Origin of the sequence: Metamycoplasma orale ATCC 23714 (assembly GCF_000420105.1) — a bacterium.
Taxonomy (GTDB): domain Bacteria; phylum Bacillota_I; class Bacilli_A; order Mycoplasmatales; family Metamycoplasmataceae; genus Metamycoplasma; species Metamycoplasma orale.
Genome location: NZ_ATUH01000013.1, coordinates 1 through 19,289, shown reverse-complemented (window position 1 = coordinate 19,289; position 19,289 = coordinate 1). Strand labels below are relative to the sequence as shown.

Genomic DNA, 19,289 nt, shown 5'->3' with positions numbered 1-19,289 from the left:
ATAAAAAGCCTATGCGTTTATTTAAAAATTAATCAAGAGTAACTTCTGCTTGTGCAGCTGCTAATTTAGCTTTAATATCTTCAGCTTCTTCTTTCTTAGCATTTTCTTTAAGAAGTGCAGGTGCTGATTCTACTAATTTTTTAGCATCCATTAAACCAATTCCTAATAAGTCTTTAACAACTTTAATTACACCAACTTTGTTTGCTGTTGCAGGTAAAGGTTTAAGGGTAACATTGAATGTTGATTTTTCTTCTGCGACTGCTGCTGCAGGTGCTGCAGCAACTGCTGCTACTGCTGTAGGATCAATACCGAATTCTTCTTTTAATCCTTCGATAAGTTCCATAACTTCTTTAATATTCATTTCTTTTAATGATTCGATAAATTCTTTTTTTGTTAATTTTGCCATGATAAATTCTCCTTGTTTTTTTAAATTATTTTTCTGAAATTATTCAGATTTGATTTTTCCTTGTTCTACTAACATATTAAGACCAATTGATAAGTTTCTTACAGGACTTAATAATGCATTGCCAAGAATCATAAGTGATTCTTCGAATGAAGGAAGTTTTGAAATTTCTAAAAGTTCTTTTGCATCAACAACTTTATTTTCATAAATTCCAGCTACAAATTTAATTGCAGAAAAGTCTTTTTGAAATTTAGCTAACAATTTAGTTGCAGCTAAATCATCAGATTTAGCAAAAGCAAAAATGTTTTGTCCAACTAAAAAGTCGTTTAATGCTTCAAACTTAAGTTGTTTAGCTGCTAATTTAACTAATCTATTTTTGTACATCTTAAATACAACATCGTTGTTTGAAAGTTCTTGTCTAATTTTTTGTAATTGAGGTACAGAAAGTGTTTGACAATTTACAACAACAAGTGCTTTAGATGATTTTATATGATCAGCTATTTCTTTAACAACTAAAGTTTTAGCGTCTCTTAAAGCGCTCATATTTCCTCCTATTAAGTTTTAAAATTAATGCAATAAATAAAAAAATAGTAACACTAACATACTAGGTAACAAATTAAGCATTATTGTGCAGTTACTGTCTTCATATATTGCATTTAGTATTTTACCATAAAAATATTTTTATTTATTAATTTATTTATTAAAATAAATTTAAACTTTATTTTTTAAATCTGCGATAATTCTGTTATGGAAAAAACAACACTAAATAGTCAAAGTTCTTTAGCAACAATTAATCTAGTTTTAGAAGATGGAACCTTAGACGGAATATTATACATAACAAAATTAAGATGAGCTTTATCTGGAATTATGTTGGTTAGTCCGCGTGATAAAGTTGAAGATCTTTTGAATTTAGAACCATATGAAACATTATGTAGTTATTGGGGAATATATTTATTGGTTTCTGAAAATCAAGTTTATATTGGCCAAGCTTCAGAATTAAAAGCTAGAATAAAACAACATTTATATGGAAAAGATTGATGAGAACGTGTTTTTATATTAACCACATCTAATAATTCACTTGGAAAAAGTGATATAGACTATTTAGAAGATGAATTAATAAAAAAATCCATTAAAGCTAATAAATTAAATTCTGATAATAAAAAGTCCGGAAACAAAAATAATCTTTCATATCTTAGAAAAGCAGAATTAAATGAATATTTAAAGGATGCATTATTTATACTCAGTTTTATTAACGTTAATGTTTTTGAAAATAATAAAAAAGAAAGCATTAACATTGAATCATTGTCTAATCTTGTTGCCGCAAAACCACAAGATCAAATCCTCACTAGAAATAAAAATGAAATATTTTCGTATGTTAAAGAAAAAACTAATATAGATTTAACAAAAAATTCATATTATAGTAAATTTTATATAGACAAAAATCAATATTGATTCACACTTAGTAATAATGTGATAGCTAAAAATTTAAAATTAGTATTAAATAATATAATTAATCAAGAAATAATTATTATTGAAATTCCCGCAAATACTTTTAATATTTCTAAAAATAAAGATAATAACCATTTTTTTCAAACTCGTAAGGATGAAAGATTTGATTTGTATATCTCACCTGATTTTATTGAAAAAACTAATGAAATAGATTTATCTAAATTTATTATTAAAAGAATTAATTATTAAAAAAATAAAAAATGCCTTAGTTAAGCTTTATAAGTAAATTTGCTTAAAATTAGGCATTTTTTTATTAATTAGTTGTATCTTTTTTATTATCGTTATCAACGTTTTTATTTTGTTCTAATGATTTTTCGTTTTCTAATTTAGTATCATTGTAATTAGTAACATTTTCTGAAGTACTTTCATTTTCTTTTGCTTGAGCATCTTTTTTATGCCTTTCAATCATAAAAATAATTATCATAGATATAGCACTCCCAAATGCACCTAACATTAAACAAGCATCAGCAAAGTTTCAAGTCCCTCTATCAAATCAAGGCAAATAGAAAATATCTCTAACGCCGCCCAAAATAAATCTATCTACCATGTTGCCTGTTGCCCCGGCTGCAACTGTAGCAAAACCTGCAACTATAAATAAACCATTCATTTTTCTAAATAAAATAGAAGCAAAAAGAGAACCAAAAATAATTGCAAAAGTAAGAATATGAAGCCCTATCATCGTAAGCCCTATTTCAATTGTTGTGCCTTTATGTAAAACAGATCTTGTTCCAATAATTTTACCTTGATAATGTTCTATTTTTATGCCGCTACTAGCACTATTATCATAAATTTTTGATTTAGTTAATAAATCAATTAAGATCATAATTCCATAAATCGCAAGATAAACTGCTAAATTAATTAAGATTTGTTTTCAACTTAAAGTTTTTCAATATTCTTTTGTAAAAAAAGAAATTTTTGATTTTTTTGTTTGATTATCCATTTTTTACTACCTTTTTACATCTTGGACATAATTCTAAATCTTTATCAAAATCTTTTTCTTCAAAGTGATTTCAACATCTTAAACACTTATAAGAATTATCCAATTTTTCAATTCTAATTTCATTTTTCTTAGAAGTAAATTCAACTTTAGCAATCATCAATAATTTAACTAAATCTAAAGATTTAATAAATTCAGAATTTGTATTTAAATATAAAATTGCTTCATTTGATCTCTTAAATTCTTGAGCTTTAATTTTATCTTCAATTAAACGATAAACAGTATCTTTCAAATCAAAAAATTCTTTTCATTTAATTTCTAAATCTTCTTTAATATTTACTTTCTTTAAAAATGGAAGTAAATGTACAGATTCTTCTTTTTTGATATTAGGAAAGTATTCATAAATTTCTTCACATGTAGTTGGTAAAATTGGTGCTAAAGATTTTAATAGTAACATTATGAATTTATAAAATACATATTGAACTTGTTTTCTTTCATCTGAATTAGCTAAATCTAAATATAAAATATCTTTAGTAATAGAAATATAATAAGAACTAAAGTCAATTACGAAATTATTAATTAATTTAATAACATTTATAAATTTATATTCTTCATAATTTTTAATAATTTCATTATTAAGTACATCAATTCTATATGACATTAATTCATGAATAAAACTCAATTTCATTTCTTTAAAATGATAGTCGCTTAAACCACCCAACATAAATTTAACGGTGTTTCTAATTTTTCTATACATTTCAATATTTTGAGTTAATATTTTATCATCAATACTTATATCACTAGTATATTCTGAGTTTGCTGCTCACATTCTTAAAATATCTGAACCATATTTATTAATTATTTCAAGAGGTTTAACAATGTTACCTAAAGATTTAGACATTTTGTTACCTTTACCATCTAAAGTAAATCCATGTGATAAAAGTGATTTATAAGGACTTTTGCCGCATCATGCAACATAGTTAATTAATGAACTATTAAATCAACCACGATATTGATCGCTTCCTTCTAAATACATATCAAATGGAGCTTCAATATTTCCTGGTTTTACACTTAAGGCAGTAGAACCCGAATCAAATCAAACGTCCATAATGTCTTCTTCTTTTGTATAACCTAAATTTTGATATTTTTTAGGTAAAAGTTCATCAGCGGTTTTTTCATATCAAATATTTGATCCATGCTTATCAACTAAATCTATAACATGATCAAATATTTCTTCTTTAAATACAGGATTCTTATCTTTATCATAAAAAATAATAATAGGAATGCCTCATTTTCTTTGTCTTGAAATACATCAAGTTTCTCTATTTTCTAACATTAAAGATAATCTTTTTTTGCTTCAATCATTAAAAGTTTTAACGGAACTTAAAGCTTTCTTGATTTGGGCTTTAATTGGTTTTAAAGAAACAAATCATTGTTTAGTTGCACGATACATAATTGGCTTATGTGTTCTTCAATCATGTGGATATTGGTGCTTAATAAATTTAAGAGCTAATAATAAATTATTAGTTTCTAAATATTTACCAACTAACGGGTTAGCTTCATCATAAAAAATATTTTGATATTCCTTAGGCGCTTTTTCGTTAATATAGCCTTTGTCATCAATATGCATTATTTTATTTAAGTTAAATTTATTTCCAATTATAAAGTCATCTTCACCAAATAATGGGGCAATGTGTACAATTCCGGTCCCTGCATCTAAAGTAACATGATGTCCTTCAACAATTGGACACACATTTTTGTTAATTGGACTAATATAAGATAAATCAAGTAATTCTTTACCTTTAAATTCTTTAAGTATTTGATAATTTTCTCATTTTGCATCATGAGCAACTTTTTCAATTAAAGCTTTTGCTAAAATATACTCTTTATTATTTGCTTTTAATAAAACATAATCAAAATCTTTACCGACTGCAGCAGCTGCATTAGCAATTAAAGTTCAAGGTGTAGTAGTTCAAATTAAAATGTTGGCATTACTGCTAATAAGTTTATTCCCTTTATTTAAAGGGAAAGCAACAGTTATTGCTGGCGAAGTGTGTTCTTGATATTCAACTTCTGCTTCAGCCAAAGCAGATTGAGATGAAGGTGATCAATAAATAGGTTTTAAATCTTGATATATCAAATTGTCAAAAACCATTTCTTTAAATAATCTTAGTTGATTAGCTTCAAAATGTTTATCCAATGTAATATAAATATCTTTAAAATCGGTTAAAAGAGATAATTCTTTAAATTGTTCAATTTGGTGTTGAACTTGGTTAAGAGCATAAACTTTTGCATTTTCTCTTAATTGAACTGTATCAAAATCCTTAACTTGCTTTTTGGCTTCAAGAAGCATTTTATGTTCAATAGGAAGACCGTGTGTATCTCACCCAGGAGTATAAGGCGAAAAATAACCTTGCATATTTTTAAAACGAACTATTATGTCTTTTAAAATTTTGTTCAAAGCATGTCCGACATGAATATCGCCATTAGCATATGGAGGTCCATCATGTAAAACAAATGGTTTATTATTTTTATTTTTATTTAATACCTTATTATATAAATCTATATCTAATCATTTTTTAGCATATATTTTTTGCTTTTCATATAGATTACCTTTCATTGCAAAATCTGTTTGTGGCATTAATAAAGTATCTTTATAATCTTTTTTTTCTTCCATAAGTTCTCCTTATTTTTGCTTTTTTGTTTTTTTGTTGATGCAAGCTTCTATAAATTTTATAAAAATTGGGTTACTATCAAGTGGTTTTGAATTATATTCTGGTCTAAATTGTACCCCTATATAAAAATCATTATTTTTATTTTCAATAATTTCAACTATCTTATTATCTTGACTTTTTCCTAATACAACTAAATTATTTAAAGCTAATTGAGCTATTTTTTCATCTAGAATGCAATATTTATGTTTGTGTCTTTCACTTATTTCTTCTCTTGAATATATTTTATTAATTTTAGAATTTTTAGCTAATTTAATTTTTCTAATTCCTATTCTTATAGGAAAATCTACTTCATTATAATTTGCTACTTTAGAAATAATGTCGGTAAATTTAATATTATTTTTTTCTTTATTAATTAAATTAAACGCCATTTTGAAAAAACCATTACATATTCCAAATGTCGGAATGTTTTTTTGTTGTAATAAATCCAAAACATTGTCAAATTCTTTTTCTTCTTTTATTTCAACAGTTGGCAATATTATTGCTCCGTCAAAAGTAGAAATTAAATTATCATTTAATTTCACTTCATTTTCAAGAGGGTCAAATCAAGTAAATTTAATATTATAATTTGCAAAAGCTGAAGTTATGATTAAAGCATCTTTAATAGATTTATAAGAATCTTCGAATTTATCATTTGATCCTATCATTAATATACTTAAAGTTTTTAGATCATCCAATTTCTTTTGGTTCAATATTTTAGATACAAAGTTTTCTCAATTTTTATTATTACTTTTTGTTAATTTTAAATTAAAGTGATTTTCAATAATTTCAACAATATTCATTTTTTCTAAATACAATGGTAAATAATAGATTGTTTCAAAATTAGCAACATTAATAATATTTTTTCTTTCAATGAAAGAAATAGATGCAACTTTTGAACAAATATTTTCCTCAACTAACTTATCTGACCTCAAAATAATTAAGTTAGGATTAATATTCAAACTTCTTAAATTAGTTATTGAATGTTGAGTTGGCTTAGTTTTATATTCTTTAGTTATTGAAATGTAAGGCAAATATGATACATGAACAAAAAACATATTTTTAGGATATTGATAATTAAGTTGTGCTAGGGCATAGAAAAATGGGTTACTTTCTAAATCCCCAACAGTTCCTCCTATTTCAACAATTGCAAAATCGGGATTATATTTCTTTGAAATATTTAAAATGACTTCAATAATTTCATTAGTATAATCAGGAATAACTTGCATAGTTTTTCCTCTAATTGTTCCACTTAATTCTTTTTCAAATAATTTTTTATATAACTTGCCCGAAGTAAAAGAAGAATCAGAAGTTAAATTAGTTCCTATAAATCTTTCATAATAACCTAAATCTAAATCTGTTTCAGTTCCATCTTCAGTAACAAAAACTTCTCCGTGTTCTTTAGGCGATAATATACCTGGATTTGAATTTAAATAAGGATCTAATTTCATAGAAAAAACTGAATAGTTTCTACTTTTTAGTAAATTACCAATTGAAGCGGCACAAACGCCTTTTCCAATTCCACTAATAACTCCGCCAGTTACAAATATATATTTTGTTTTCATTTATACTCTTTTCTTTTTGTTTAATAAATATATTTTTTTGTAATATTTAATTTATAATTTTACTAAATTATGGAATTACTTTAAAAAATAAATTATTTTCTAAGTAAATTAGGAGGACAAAAATGAAAAGAATTTGTTTAGTTGTTGACATGTTAAATGGTTTTGCTAAAGAAGGTGCACTTAAAAGTGAATATGTTTTGAACTTAATTCCAGGTATAAAAAATTATTTAGAAGCAAATAAAAATGATGATAATATTTTTATTTGTGATTCGCATTCTAAGGCAGACCTAGAAATGCAAGCATACCCATATCATTGCTTAGTAAATAGCGATGAAAGTAAAATAGTTAGTGAACTAGAAAAATATGCAAAGAAAATAGTAACTAAAAATACAACTAATGCTATTTGACACATTGATCTTAATAAAATTGCAAATTATGATGAAATTGTAATCACTGGATGTTGCACTGATATCTGTGTATTACAACTTGCTTTATCATTAAGAACTTATTTCAATTCGCTCAATAAAAACTCAGATATTATAATTTATAAAAACTTAGTTGACACTTATGATTCGCCAAATCATAATAGAAATGAATATAATGAATTTGCTTTAAAAATTATGGCAGAAGCTAATATTAAAATTAAAGAATGAAAAAAATAACTAGATCGCTAGTTATTTTTTTAGTCAACTTAATGAAATGGTACGCCTTAGAGGACTCGAACCTCTGACCCAATGGTTAAAAGCCATTTGCTCTACCGCCTGAGCTAAAGGCGCATATTAATGGTGCCCAAAACTGGACTTGAACCAGCACGGCCATTACAGCCCAGGGATTTTAAGTCCCTTACGTCTACCATTCCGTCACTTGGGCACTTTTTTATAAATGCGTAATTTATTATATTCTATTTTTAAAAATTTAAATTAAATTTTAATAAAAATTTTTGATTTTTTGTTATTTTTATAATTTTTTATTATTTTTTACTTTATTTTTTCAAAATAAAAAGCAAGTTTTATTATTTTCTTGCTTTTTGCAATTTTTAATTAATCAACTAATGATTCAGCCACACCTAAGTTTTTAAATGTTTCTGTATTATTAGTATCAAAAATAAGTTTAACTAAATTAGGGTAATCAATAAATGGGTTTCTTATTCCACTTTGAGCTTTTGCAATTTCATTATTTCTATATATTTCACAAGCATCAACAGGATCGAATTTGTTTCAAATTCTATAACATTCTAAAAACTTTTCTTGGAAATAAGGGTAAGGATCTTTAAATACTTGAGGGCCACCACCTTGATTAGCATTTTTATGTGTTATTTGGAAATAGAAATATGCTCTTGCAGTATCGCCTTTAAAAAAGTCAATTACTTCCGTATAATGATTTTTATCAATTTTAGTTCCGTTTTTTGTAATATATGGATTGCCTTTTACTCAAAAATGTGGAGAGTTACCACGTTCTTGATTTACTCAAGCATCAGTAGGAAATATAAAATGACAATCTGCACGAGTAGGATAGGTATCTTTTCCAAATCAAGATTGAGGGATCATGTGTTCTCTATTATATGAATCACTTTCTTTGCTATGATGCCCTTTATCTTGATCATCCAAAGGTCTAAAATTATATGGATCTTTGCCGTTAGGATTTTCTGAATAAATATCTAATATAGTTCCATCATCTTCTAAAAACTTATCAGTTCAAGCTTTTGCATATGTAGACCATAATTTATTATAAGCTGATGTGCCACTTCCAATAGCACCAACTTTACTTTTTTGAATTTGTAATATTTTTTCAAATAATTCAGAACCTTTGAGTCCTTCAGCTTGTGCATAGTAATTATTTGAAGAATTGTATTTAATTTTTGAATATTTAATTGATGTTCATTTTTCAGTTTTATTAAAATTTAAAAATGTTGTATTTATTGAAGGGTCAACATCAATAATTGATTCAGAACTTCCAGTATTTTGTCCACCACCTGATGGATTGCCTGGGTCTGGTTTATTTCCTGGGTCTGGTTTATTTCCTGGATCTGGTTTTGCAGGATCTGGCTTAGAAGTTCCATTAGAAATATCTATAGTATAAGTTTTTATATCGATATTTGTTAATGTTGCTTTATGATAATATAAAACTTTAACTTGTAATTTTTGATTACTTAATATTTTATTTTCTAAAATTTTAGCATGTAAATCATTTATATTCATATTGGCAAAATAATAATCGCTCAACTTTGTTGAAGAATTTTTTATACCTTCTTCTGTTGAATTCATTAAACCAAATTCAATACTATTAATATTTTTTTTATATTCTTCAAATTGCTCTAAAGATAATTTTGTTTTGCAGCTAAATGTTGGCAATGACACACCTAAGGGCACAGCAAAAAGCGACATTGCTATGAATAATGTTTTAATTTGTTTTTTCATTTTTCTACTTTCAATATTTAATAATTATTTAATATAATGATTTTCCAAATTGGAATCCTTATATAATAATTTTCTCATATTTTAAAAGTTTTTTATGTATTTTTATTTTGAAAGAAAAATCAGGTCACCTTCAATATCGAAGAAAATAAGTCAGATTTTATAGTATAATTAAAGTATATGTAGCATTTTTATAAAATGCTTAATATATGTAAAATCAAACTATATTAATTAATTAAAAAAAAAGGAAAATTATATGAAAAAATTTTTAAGTAAGTTGCTATATGCATTACCTCTTGCTGCTTTAACTTTACCTTTAATTGCAGCAAATTGCACAAATACAAATGTAGATAATAAAGAAAACATAAATAACAAAAAACCTGAACCAACTCCTGGAGGTACAACTACACCTGGTGGAACTACAACACCTGGCGGTACAACTACTCCTGGCGGTACAACTACACCTGGTGGAACTACAACTCCTGGTGGAACTACAACTCCTGGAGGTACAACTACTCCTAGTGTTTCACAAACTGTTTCACTTGTAGAATTAGGTAAAATTGAAATTTCTATTTCAAAAGAAAGTAAAATATCACTTGATGAGAATTTTAAATTAGACTTAAATACAGCTAATATTAAAATGTTAGACACTGATTGAAAAAATAAATTAGGAAATAATAAACACACTAAAAACTTTTTAAATTACTTCTTTCAAATCCCTAATAAATTAACAAATGGAAAAGATGGTGGAAACACACCATTATTTGAATTAAGTTTTAATGAACAAATTTGTAAAGCAGATGATCCAGTTTACCAAAATTCTAAAACTAAAAGATATAGTACATCTGGTGATTTACCTTTAGAAGAAGACGCAACCCATTACATATTTAGATTTAGATTATATGATCACGGTGCTAAAAAAATTTCTAAAACTGTTTATGCTTTAAAAATTTCAAAATAATTTTAAAAAAATAATTAAAAAGTACTAGAGCAATCTAGTACTTTTCTTTATTAAATTATAGTAAAAACTAGTTTAAAGTAATTTTTGTACCAGTTTTTTCTGCAATAACTTTTTCTAAGTCTTTTAAATCACCGATGAAAGCAGATTGTCCACCTTCTTCAACAAATTTAATTGCAGCCTTAACTTTTGGTAACATACTTCCTGGAGCAAATTGATTTTCTTCAATATATTGTTCAAGTTCTTTTTTGTTAGTATGTTTTAAAGCTTTTTGGTTTGGTTTATTAAAGTTAATCATAACATTATCAACAGCTGTTAAAACAACGAAATAATCGGCTTTAACTAATGATGCTAATTTTGATAAAGCAAAGTCTTTATCAATAACACCATCAACTGGGGTCATTAAACCTTTTTTATCTTTAATTGTAGGAATTCCACCACCACCACCAACTACAACAATAGCACCATTTTCAACTGCGGCTTTAATTTGGTTAATACCAACAAAGTCTAATGGTAAAGGAGATGCAACAACTTTTCTGTATCCTCTTCCTGCATCTTCAACGATAACAGAATTAGGATTCATTTGTTCTGCTTCTTCTTTAGTTGAGTAGAAAGGTCCAATAGGTTTTGTAGGGTTTTTAAAAGCTTTATCATTTGCATCAACAATGGTTTGAGTAAGAATATACATAACTTCTTTATTAATTTTGTTTGCTACTAATTCATTAGTAATAGCATTTAACATGTGAAGTCCAATGTAACCTTGACTCATTGCGCCTGCTTCTGGTAAAGGAATTAATGGGCTTTTTGGATTAACTTTGTGAGCATCTGACATCCCATTAAAAATCATACCAACTTGTGGACCATTACCATGTCCAATAATTACTTCATGACCTGCTTTAACAAGTTCAGCTATTTTTTTAGCTGGTAATTTAACTAATTCTTTTTGTTCTTCAGGATTATTTCCTAAAGCATTTCCCCCAAGGGCAATAACAATTCTCATAATTAGTATCCTATTGTTGCAAGAATAACAGCTTTAATTGTATGCATTCTGTTTCCTGCTTGTTCAATTGATTTGTTGTATTTTGATTGGAATACTTCATCTGTAACTTCCATAGCACCAGTAGCTACAACTGGGTATTTCTTACCAAGTTGTTCTTTAATTTCTGATGAGAATAAAGTATGGTCATCGTGAAATGCTGGTAAACAGTGAAGGAAAATTACATCTGGTTTAGCAGCTTTAATCATAGCCATATCTACTTGGAATGAACCTAATTCTTTAATACGTGGTTCAAATAATGAGAAGTCTTCACCAAGTGATACCCAAACGTCTGTATAAATAGCATCTGCGTCTTTAGCAGCTTTGATTTTGTCATCGCTAAATGATACTGATCCACCATTACGTTTGAATAATTCTTGACAAGCTTTGTAAACTTCTTTGTATCCAGCACCTGTTTTAACAAGTTCAGCTTGTTCTTTAGGTCCACATAGTACTACATTCATTCCGGTAAATGCTGCACCAATCATAATTGAACGTGCAACGTTGTTTTTAATGTCACCAGAAAATACTATTTTTCTGCCTTTAAGATCACCAAAGTGTTCTTTAATAGTCATATAGTCAGCTAACATTTGTGTTGGGTGTTCTGAATCAGTTAAACCGTTTCATACTGGAACACCTGAGTATTTAACTAAAGCGTTAACATCTTCTTGTTTAAATCCTCTAAATTCAATTCCATCATAGAATTGTCCTAAAACCATAGCAGTATCTTCGATAGATTCTTTTTTACCAAAGTTTGAACCTGCTGGCCCTATATATGTACAACTTGCACCTAAGTCAGCAGCTGCAACTTCAAATGCACAACGAGTTCTAGTTGAGTCTTTTTGGAACATTATAGCAATGTTTTTTCCAACTAAAGGACGGTTGTTTGTATGTAATCCTTGATATTTTGCTCTTTTAAGTTCGATTGCTAAATCGATTAAATAGTTAATTTGTTCGGTTGTAAAGTTTAAAGCTGAGTCTAAACTACGACCTTTTAAGTTCATAGGCATTTAAGCACTCCTTTTTTATATATAAAATATCGATATTTTTTAGTGTTATAAAACACAATCTAAATTATACTAATTAAATAAAAAAATAAAAAAATTAATCTTACTTTTTCTAAGACTCGTTTTTAAATGGATAAAAGGCTAATAGCCTTTAATTAGTTTAGCTATCTTACTTGATGATGCTTTTTCTAAATCTTCATAAGATGCATTTAATATGTTTTGATATGTGTTAAAAGTACTTAGTAATTTCATTATTGTCTTTTTGCCTATACCTTTAATATTTAATAGTTCATTATCTAATATATATTCAAGTTCTTTCTTTTGATAAACATTTTTAACATATCTATCTACGATAGTTTGCATTCTACTTAAAAAATTAAATATAGACTTATCATTAATTTTTATTTCATTATTATTTTCATCAATAAGCATTCTAGTTTCATGTCTGTCATCTTTTACTAAACCAAAAATCTTTATATTTAAACCTAATAAATCAAGTGCTTTTTTAACTTCATTTATTTGTGCAATTGCACCATCGACAAAAATAGCATCTGCAAAATCTGGAAATAATTTGAAATACTTAAGTGCGCTTTGAAACATATATTCAACATCAGCATTTCTAGAATAATTTAAATTTAAATTAAAGTGACGAAATAATTTTCTATTTTCTTCACCATTTTGAAATACACAAACACCACCTATTACATTGTTTGTATTTATAAAAAATGAATTATCTAAAATAACAATGTTATTTAAACTTAAATTTAATAAAGTGCCTAATTTTTCTTGTACAGTTAAAATATTATTTGTTTTTATAAATTCGTCATATTTGACTTCAATATTATTTAAAGCATTATCATTAGCAATGTTTACTAAATTTAACTCTTCATTAGTATTTTCAAAAGAAATATAATTTATTAAATCGAAATCTGAATTTTTATATTTTTTATCTAAAACTATTTTTGCGGGTAAATCATTTTTTTCATAATATCTATTTAAAAATTCATTAATTAGAGTAGTTTCTGAGTTTAATATTTCAAAAGCATATGAATAAGTTGAAAGTAAAAAACCATCTCTATAAGAAAGTAAAGAAAAAAATATTACATCTTTATAGTTCACTATACCTACAACATCAATATCATCTTTGCTAACAATATTAATATATTGTTTGTCTTGATTATATGTAAATGTATCTAGCACATCTGAATATAGTTTTGCAAGTTCAAAATCTAAGTTTTCTTTAGCTTCCTCTAATTTGTTAGATAAATCTAATAGAAATGCGCTAGGATGCTTAATTGTGTTTCTTACTTTTTCATACTGTTCTTTTCAAAAGCTAAAATCTTTTTCTTTTATAAATTCGCCTTTATTTGCTAAAAATAAATGAGACAAATATTTTAGTAAAGGTTTAAAGTTTTTGTTATTTGGTAGCGGGCCGAAATATGTTGCATTATTTTCCTTCTTATAATTATTAGTAATTTCAATTTTTAAATCATTATTAGTAAGCTTTACTTTAATGTAAGGAAAAGTACTTCTATTAGGAAAAAGCACATTGTAAAAAGGCCTATAAAAGTCAATAAATTTTCTTTCTTGAATTAGTGCTTCTCTTTCGCTATTAGTAACTATGGTTTCAATAGAAAAAGCACGTTCAAACATTTTGGAAGTTTTGAACGAATTTTGCATTTTATTATTAAAATATTGGCTAATTCTTTTTTTTAAGTTTTTAGCTTTGCCAACGTATAAAACTTTATTGTTTTTATCTTTTCAAAGATAAACACCTGGTTTCTCTGAAATATATTTTATTTGACTTTTGTCTACCATTTAAATCTTGTTTTGCTTTCTGTAATCAAAAAATGCTTTTAGGATTATATCAAATCTTGTTCATGGATTGATATTAAAATCATTAGTAACTAATTCCATAGCTTTTTCTCAAATAGCTAAATTTTTGTTAGCTTCTAAATCTAGGTTTTTATCTTCTTTATATGAAATAAAATAATCAGGTTTTGTTTCATTTAAAAACTTAATGTTAATATCCATTACTGTTGGGAAAAATTTAATAATGTGATGAAAGTTTGAAATTTTGTCATAAAACATTTGGTAATAATGAAAAATTTCAATAGGTTCTTTTTTGCCAAAAACTTGAACAATTGCAAAGTATTCATCATTTTCTTGAATAGCCATTAAAACTCCAAAATTTAAAAGTAGAGCAGTAGGTTCTTCTTTTATCGAAATTTCAAAATTAAGAAATGGATGAGTAAATTGATTAATATAATCAAATTTTTCTTTATCAATTTTATAAAGTAAGGCAAAGTCATGGATATTATAATTTTTTAAGGTTTCTTCTAATGTAAAAAAGCCATTAACATTCTTTTCATCAAAATTAGGATTTCTATAAATATCCACTTCTTCATTACTTAAAGGTTCTCACTTACCTTCTTCTAATTTTGTATATATAAGTGCATTATCAATAATTTCATTTGTATCGGTTAGTATAACATTAGCAGCAAAACGTCCATATTGAGGATATAAATTTCAACGATCTAATGCAAATAATTGGTCTTTAGTAATTTCAAACACAACTCCATCAACTGATTTTAAAGGATCTTTTTTTAATAATAAAAAATGACTTTGATCTTTGCACTTTGCAAAACCATTTAAACGGGCAGGATGCTTTTTAACATCTGGCGAAAACATTTTAGAATAAAAAGGTTCATCTTGTTCGCCCGCATATGCAAAAAAGTAAATAGGAGCTTTACTTTGTTGTTCAATTTTTTCTTCTTTTTTTGTTTCTTCAACTTGTTTTGATTTAACTACTTTTTTCATGATTGTTCTACTTTCTATTTATATTTTAGGGTATTGATTTAACAATTTATACTATAATTATACTTAATATGAACTTAGATAAACAAAATAACAAACTAAATATTGATGAAGAAACTAATGAATTTGAAAATTTAGCTGAAAACAGTAAAAAAATAGAAGAAAAAATACAAAATAAACCGCTTAAGGAATTGATATTTGAAAAAATAAATATTTTAAAAAAGAATATCAATTATGAAAAAATTAGTCTAAATTTTGAATCTTTTTTAGAAAATGATTCTATTTATAATTTTCTAAAAACATTAAAAATGTTTATATTAAAAAAATCTACTAAAATTTTTGATATTAAAGAAGATAAAGAACAAGAACAAAAACTGCTTGCATTTTTAATATATTTATGAGAAAACTTTTCTTGATTAAGTCAAAAGAAAGACAAATTTGTTTTAAACAAAGATGATCATAAATCATTAACATACATAATGAATCAAATATCATATTTATTTCAAGTTACAATTTATAAAGAAATTGGACTTAAAAAAGTTTTAGAATTAGATTCTAAAGAAGATTATGAAATTTTCTTTAATGATTTAGTTTATATAAATAATAATTTGAGTTTTAATGATTACAACTCATTTAAAAAAATTAAAAGTGATATTTTTAAAAATAATTTCTTTGTAAATCAAGTAATTAAATATAGTGTTTTATTTAATGCCAATAATGAAAATATTTTTGAACCAATTAATGTCATACTTTCTAAATTTTCGAGAGATGATTTTAAATGTAAGAAAATAGAAAAATTAAATTGAGATTTCTATAAAAAGTTTATACATTTAAATTCAAAAGATAATCTTAACTTTTTATTTTCATTTTTATCCACTGAGTATAATTACATTAACTTCAATAAAATAATTAATGATAAAAACGAAATAATTAAAGAAAGAGTTTGGGAATCTTTATACTTTTCTTTTGCTTACTATTCTTTTATAAGTAATAAAAGTTTAATAAAAGAAAATGAACAAACTATTATTAATGAATTTCCATACTTACTTTTTTCATTGTATACAATGATTTTTGACTACTTTATTTTTGAAAAAATAACTTACAAACCTCTTAAAGAACCTAAACAATGATTAATTTTTGGCGCTCCAGGAACTGGAAAAAGCACAAAAATCAAAAAAATATTAGAAGCTTATGATGAAGATCCTAATATATATATTGAATATAAACGTTTAACTTTTCATGCGGGTACAAGTTACTTTAATTTTGTGGGTTCATATAAACCTATAACAACCAAAGATGGAAAAACTTCATATAAATATATGCCTGGTGAATTTAGCAAAATGCTAGCTAATGCATATAAAGACCCAAATACTAATTATGTTTTAATTATTGAAGAACTAAACCGTGGTGACGGCGCAAATGCTTTTGGTGAATTTTTTCAATCTTTAGATAGAAACAAATATGGAAATAGTGTATATCCTATATCAATAAGCTATGATTTAATTAACTATTTTTTAGAAGAAGAAAAAATCAATTATTTAAATACTAATTTAAATAAAGAAGAACCTTTAATAAATCGTATTTCTAAAAAAGAATGAGAAATTAAACTCCCTACTAATTTATATATTTGAGCAACTATGAATAATGCAGATCCACTAGCAAAACCTATTGACCCAGCATTTAAACGTAGATGATCTTTAGAATATATGGATTACAACACAACACCTAAAAATGTAAATGTATATTGAAACACATTTAGACAAAACATAAATAATTTATTAATCAAAATTAAAGTTCCTGAAGATAGATTACTAGGTTATTGATATATATATGATTATATTGACTTAAACTCTTCCGAAGAACAAGTAAAGGAAGCTGTAAAAAATAAAGTTATCCCTTATTTATTTAATGATATTTTAAAACTAAGAAAAGAAATTTTATCATTTAATGAATATGATTTTTCTACTATTTCTCTAATTAGAGAAAATTTTGAAAACTGATGAAATAAATATAAAGCCCCAGCTAAAAATAATCTTAATACCAATAATAAAAAATCTGGCAATTTTAATTAATTAATATGACTAAAATTAGACAAAGACTTTTAGAATTAAAAAATACACAAAGAATTAATTTTGATCAAAAAATTGTGCCCAATTTAAATAAGGCACAATTTTTAGGTTTATCAGCTTTAGAACTTAAAAAAATTGCTAAAGATTTACAAAAAAATTGAATAAAATTAACAAATGAATTTATGCTAGAACTTCCACATAAATATTTTGATGAGAATAATTTACATGTATTTATTTTAAACACTTTTAAAGATTGAAACCAATACAAAAAAGCTTTAGAAATATTTTTACCTTATATAGACAATTGGGCAACTTGTGATTATATAAATAATAAAATAATAGTTAAAAACTATAAAGAAAAATATTTTGAATTCTTAACTAATATACTAAAAAATAATGAAGAAACTTATTATCTGCGTTTTGCTATTGTACAAATGCTTAAATTTTATTTAAATGATTTAAATAATGAAATTATTCAATTAATAATTCAAATCAAAAACAATGATTATTATGTAAAAATGGCAATAGCATGATTCATGGCTGAATTAACAATGAATAATAATTCTAAATATATGTTTTTATTAGAAAAAAGAGTGTTGCCAATATGAATACATAATAAATGCATAGCTAAAATTAATGAAAGTAACAAGGCAACAAAAGATTTAAAAATGCAAACTAAATTATTAAAAATTAAATAATTAATGTAAAATATAACTACATTAAAATTAAAAATATTAAAAAAAAGGAGTCACAATGGGCTGATTAGAAATTACCATTATGTTATTAGCATTTACTGCTGTAATATTTAACTTAATTATTTTTATTACATCATTTAGAAAACAATATCCAGCAGTTACAATTAGATTAACAATATTTTTCTCAGGTATTGCTGTTCTTGCTAGTTTATTTGCAATTTACCAATTAATTGTTCTTGGTGGAAGCTTAAGCAGCAAAAGTGGAGCTGGAGAAATTATAATGTTTGTATTCTGATTATTATTCTTGGTTCTTGCAATAATTACAGCAATTATTCACTTAATTAGAATTTTTGGAAGAAGATCAAAATTATACATTTAATTAAATATAAGAAATGTACTAGTTAAATAATTAGTACATTTTTTTATTTTTAGATAAAATTATATTAATATAAAGGAAATAAAATACAATGAGTTGATTGGAATATATATTTTTATCTTGAGGCTATATTGCTTTAATATTTGATCTAATGATAATTTGTATGTCATTTAAAAAAGAATTTAAAAAACATACTTTATGACTTAGTCTATTCCTTTCAGGCTTCGCAGTTTCTTCAATATTTTTTGCAACCTATGCCTTAATAGAACGTGGCAAACTTCTTTATAAAGTTACTAGTTTTAACATCATATTATTTATAATGTGAATAATATATATTATGTTGTTTATAGTTACTTTAACATTGCATTTATATCGTATGTTTGGCAAAAGAGGAAACACTCATTTATATTATGAATAAAATAATAAAACCTCAAGATTAATCTTGAGGTTGCTACATTGCAACATGAAGTGCAACACTTGACAAATTTGTTAAAGTTGTTGCATTTTTTTTATAAAATAAAATTGAAGGGATACTTTTCCCTTCAATATAACTCTTATGCATTGCTTAAAAAAAGAGGTTACAATATGAATTATACACATATTAATTATGAAGAGAGAGTTTTAATTGAACATTATTTTAATTTAAATTATTCAATTAATAAAATCGCTAAAGAAATTAATAGATCTCCTTCTACTATTTCTAGGGAATTAAAAAGAAACTTTGATAGCAACATAATGAATTACAATTCGAACTCTGCAAGTCAATTAGCACGCAAAAGAAGATATCATCGT

General features: G+C 25.3%; 17 protein-coding genes and 2 tRNA genes. 7 read left to right on the top strand and 12 right to left on the bottom strand.

All coding sequences use genetic code 4. From position 1 onward, the window contains the following. Positions 1–28 precede the first annotated feature (28 nt). Entirely contained in the window at positions 29–406 is a 378-nt protein-coding gene (rplL, locus tag F795_RS0102930; protein WP_022936231.1) for a 50S ribosomal protein L7/L12, read from the bottom strand. A 39-nt stretch (positions 407–445) separates the two neighbouring features. After that, positions 446–946 carry a 50S ribosomal protein L10 gene (gene rplJ / locus F795_RS0102925; protein ID WP_022936230.1) on the bottom strand — a complete coding sequence of 167 codons (501 nt, stop codon included), beginning with the start codon at positions 944–946 and terminating at the stop codon, positions 446–448. Positions 947–1,150: 204 nt separating this feature from the next. Between rplJ and F795_RS0102920 the strand changes: the two genes are divergently transcribed. After that, positions 1,151–2,101 carry a GIY-YIG nuclease family protein gene (locus F795_RS0102920; protein WP_022936229.1) on the top strand — a complete coding sequence of 317 codons (951 nt, stop codon included), beginning with the start codon at positions 1,151–1,153 and terminating at the stop codon, positions 2,099–2,101. Positions 2,102–2,165: 64 nt separating this feature from the next. Here the strand turns inward: F795_RS0102920 and F795_RS06900 are convergent, their stop codons facing one another. Genes F795_RS06900 through F795_RS06895 form a run of 3 tightly spaced genes read right to left on the bottom strand, consistent with a single transcriptional unit; the run spans position 2,166 to position 7,125 of the window. After that, positions 2,166–2,852: a signal peptidase II gene (locus F795_RS06900; RefSeq protein ID WP_022936228.1), complete on the bottom strand. Its 687-nt coding sequence runs from the start codon at positions 2,850–2,852 to the stop codon at positions 2,166–2,168. Beyond that, positions 2,845–5,526: an isoleucine--tRNA ligase gene (gene ileS / locus F795_RS0102910; RefSeq protein WP_022936227.1), complete on the bottom strand. Its 2,682-nt coding sequence runs from the start codon at positions 5,524–5,526 to the stop codon at positions 2,845–2,847. The genes F795_RS06900 and ileS overlap by 8 nt, the downstream gene beginning before the upstream one ends. A 9-nt stretch (positions 5,527–5,535) precedes the next feature. Then, positions 5,536–7,125, bottom strand: a complete 1,590-nt coding sequence (locus F795_RS06895) for a CTP synthase (RefSeq protein ID WP_022936226.1) — start codon at positions 7,123–7,125, stop codon at positions 5,536–5,538. Between the two features lie 122 nt (positions 7,126–7,247). Here F795_RS06895 and F795_RS0102900 point away from each other — a divergent pair, with 122 nt between their 5' ends. After that, positions 7,248–7,787, top strand: coding sequence for a cysteine hydrolase family protein (locus F795_RS0102900; protein ID WP_022936225.1), 540 nt, complete (start codon positions 7,248–7,250; stop codon positions 7,785–7,787). A 38-nt stretch (positions 7,788–7,825) separates the two neighbouring features. Here F795_RS0102900 and F795_RS0102895 read toward each other — a convergent pair. The 3 genes from F795_RS0102895 to F795_RS06890 form a co-directional block, all read right to left on the bottom strand. Beyond that, positions 7,826–7,901, bottom strand: a tRNA-Lys gene (locus tag F795_RS0102895). A 7-nt stretch (positions 7,902–7,908) separates the two neighbouring features. Next, a tRNA-Leu gene (locus F795_RS0102890) sits at positions 7,909–7,995 on the bottom strand. Positions 7,996–8,165: 170 nt separating this feature from the next. After that, positions 8,166–9,542: an endonuclease gene (locus F795_RS06890; RefSeq protein ID WP_022936224.1), complete on the bottom strand. Its 1,377-nt coding sequence runs from the start codon at positions 9,540–9,542 to the stop codon at positions 8,166–8,168. 253 nt (positions 9,543–9,795) lie between these two features. On the opposite strand from F795_RS06890, the gene F795_RS06885 reads away from it, so the two are divergent. Further along, positions 9,796–10,500, top strand: a complete 705-nt coding sequence (locus F795_RS06885) for a hypothetical protein (protein WP_022936223.1) — start codon at positions 9,796–9,798, stop codon at positions 10,498–10,500. Between the two features lie 67 nt (positions 10,501–10,567). On the opposite strand, the gene arcC is transcribed toward F795_RS06885, so the two are convergent. The 4 genes from arcC to F795_RS06875 all read right to left on the bottom strand — a co-directional run bounded on the left by arcC (position 10,568) and on the right by F795_RS06875 (position 15,360). Beyond that, on the bottom strand, positions 10,568–11,500 hold the full coding sequence (gene arcC, locus F795_RS0102875) for a carbamate kinase (RefSeq protein WP_027120304.1): 933 nt from the start codon (positions 11,498–11,500) through the stop codon (positions 10,568–10,570). Continuing rightward, positions 11,500–12,543 (bottom strand): ornithine carbamoyltransferase, encoded by a 1,044-nt coding sequence (gene argF, locus F795_RS0102870; protein ID WP_022936221.1) that lies wholly within the window; start codon positions 12,541–12,543, stop codon positions 11,500–11,502. Before argF ends, arcC begins: the two co-directional genes overlap by 1 nt. A 138-nt stretch (positions 12,544–12,681) precedes the next feature. Continuing rightward, positions 12,682–14,358: a GIY-YIG nuclease family protein gene (locus tag F795_RS06880; protein WP_022936220.1), complete on the bottom strand. Its 1,677-nt coding sequence runs from the start codon at positions 14,356–14,358 to the stop codon at positions 12,682–12,684. Beyond that, on the bottom strand, positions 14,359–15,360 hold the full coding sequence (locus F795_RS06875; RefSeq protein ID WP_022936219.1) for a hypothetical protein: 1,002 nt from the start codon (positions 15,358–15,360) through the stop codon (positions 14,359–14,361). A gap of 68 nt (positions 15,361–15,428) precedes the next feature. Here F795_RS06875 and F795_RS0102855 point away from each other — a divergent pair, with 68 nt between their 5' ends. The 4 genes from F795_RS0102855 to F795_RS03585 all read left to right on the top strand — a co-directional run. Further along, on the top strand, positions 15,429–17,429 hold the full coding sequence (locus F795_RS0102855; RefSeq protein ID WP_022936218.1) for an AAA family ATPase: 2,001 nt from the start codon (positions 15,429–15,431) through the stop codon (positions 17,427–17,429). 5 nt (positions 17,430–17,434) lie between these two features. Further along, positions 17,435–18,124 (top strand): DNA alkylation repair protein, encoded by a 690-nt coding sequence (locus tag F795_RS06870; protein WP_022936217.1) that lies wholly within the window; start codon positions 17,435–17,437, stop codon positions 18,122–18,124. Positions 18,125–18,179: 55 nt separating this feature from the next. Then, complete coding sequence (locus F795_RS0102845; protein ID WP_022936216.1) at positions 18,180–18,500, top strand: hypothetical protein; 321 nt, start codon at positions 18,180–18,182, stop codon at positions 18,498–18,500. Positions 18,501–19,082: 582 nt separating this feature from the next. Next, a partial coding sequence (locus F795_RS03585; RefSeq protein WP_040538444.1) for a helix-turn-helix domain-containing protein occupies positions 19,083–19,289 on the top strand: 207 nt, incomplete at its 3' end.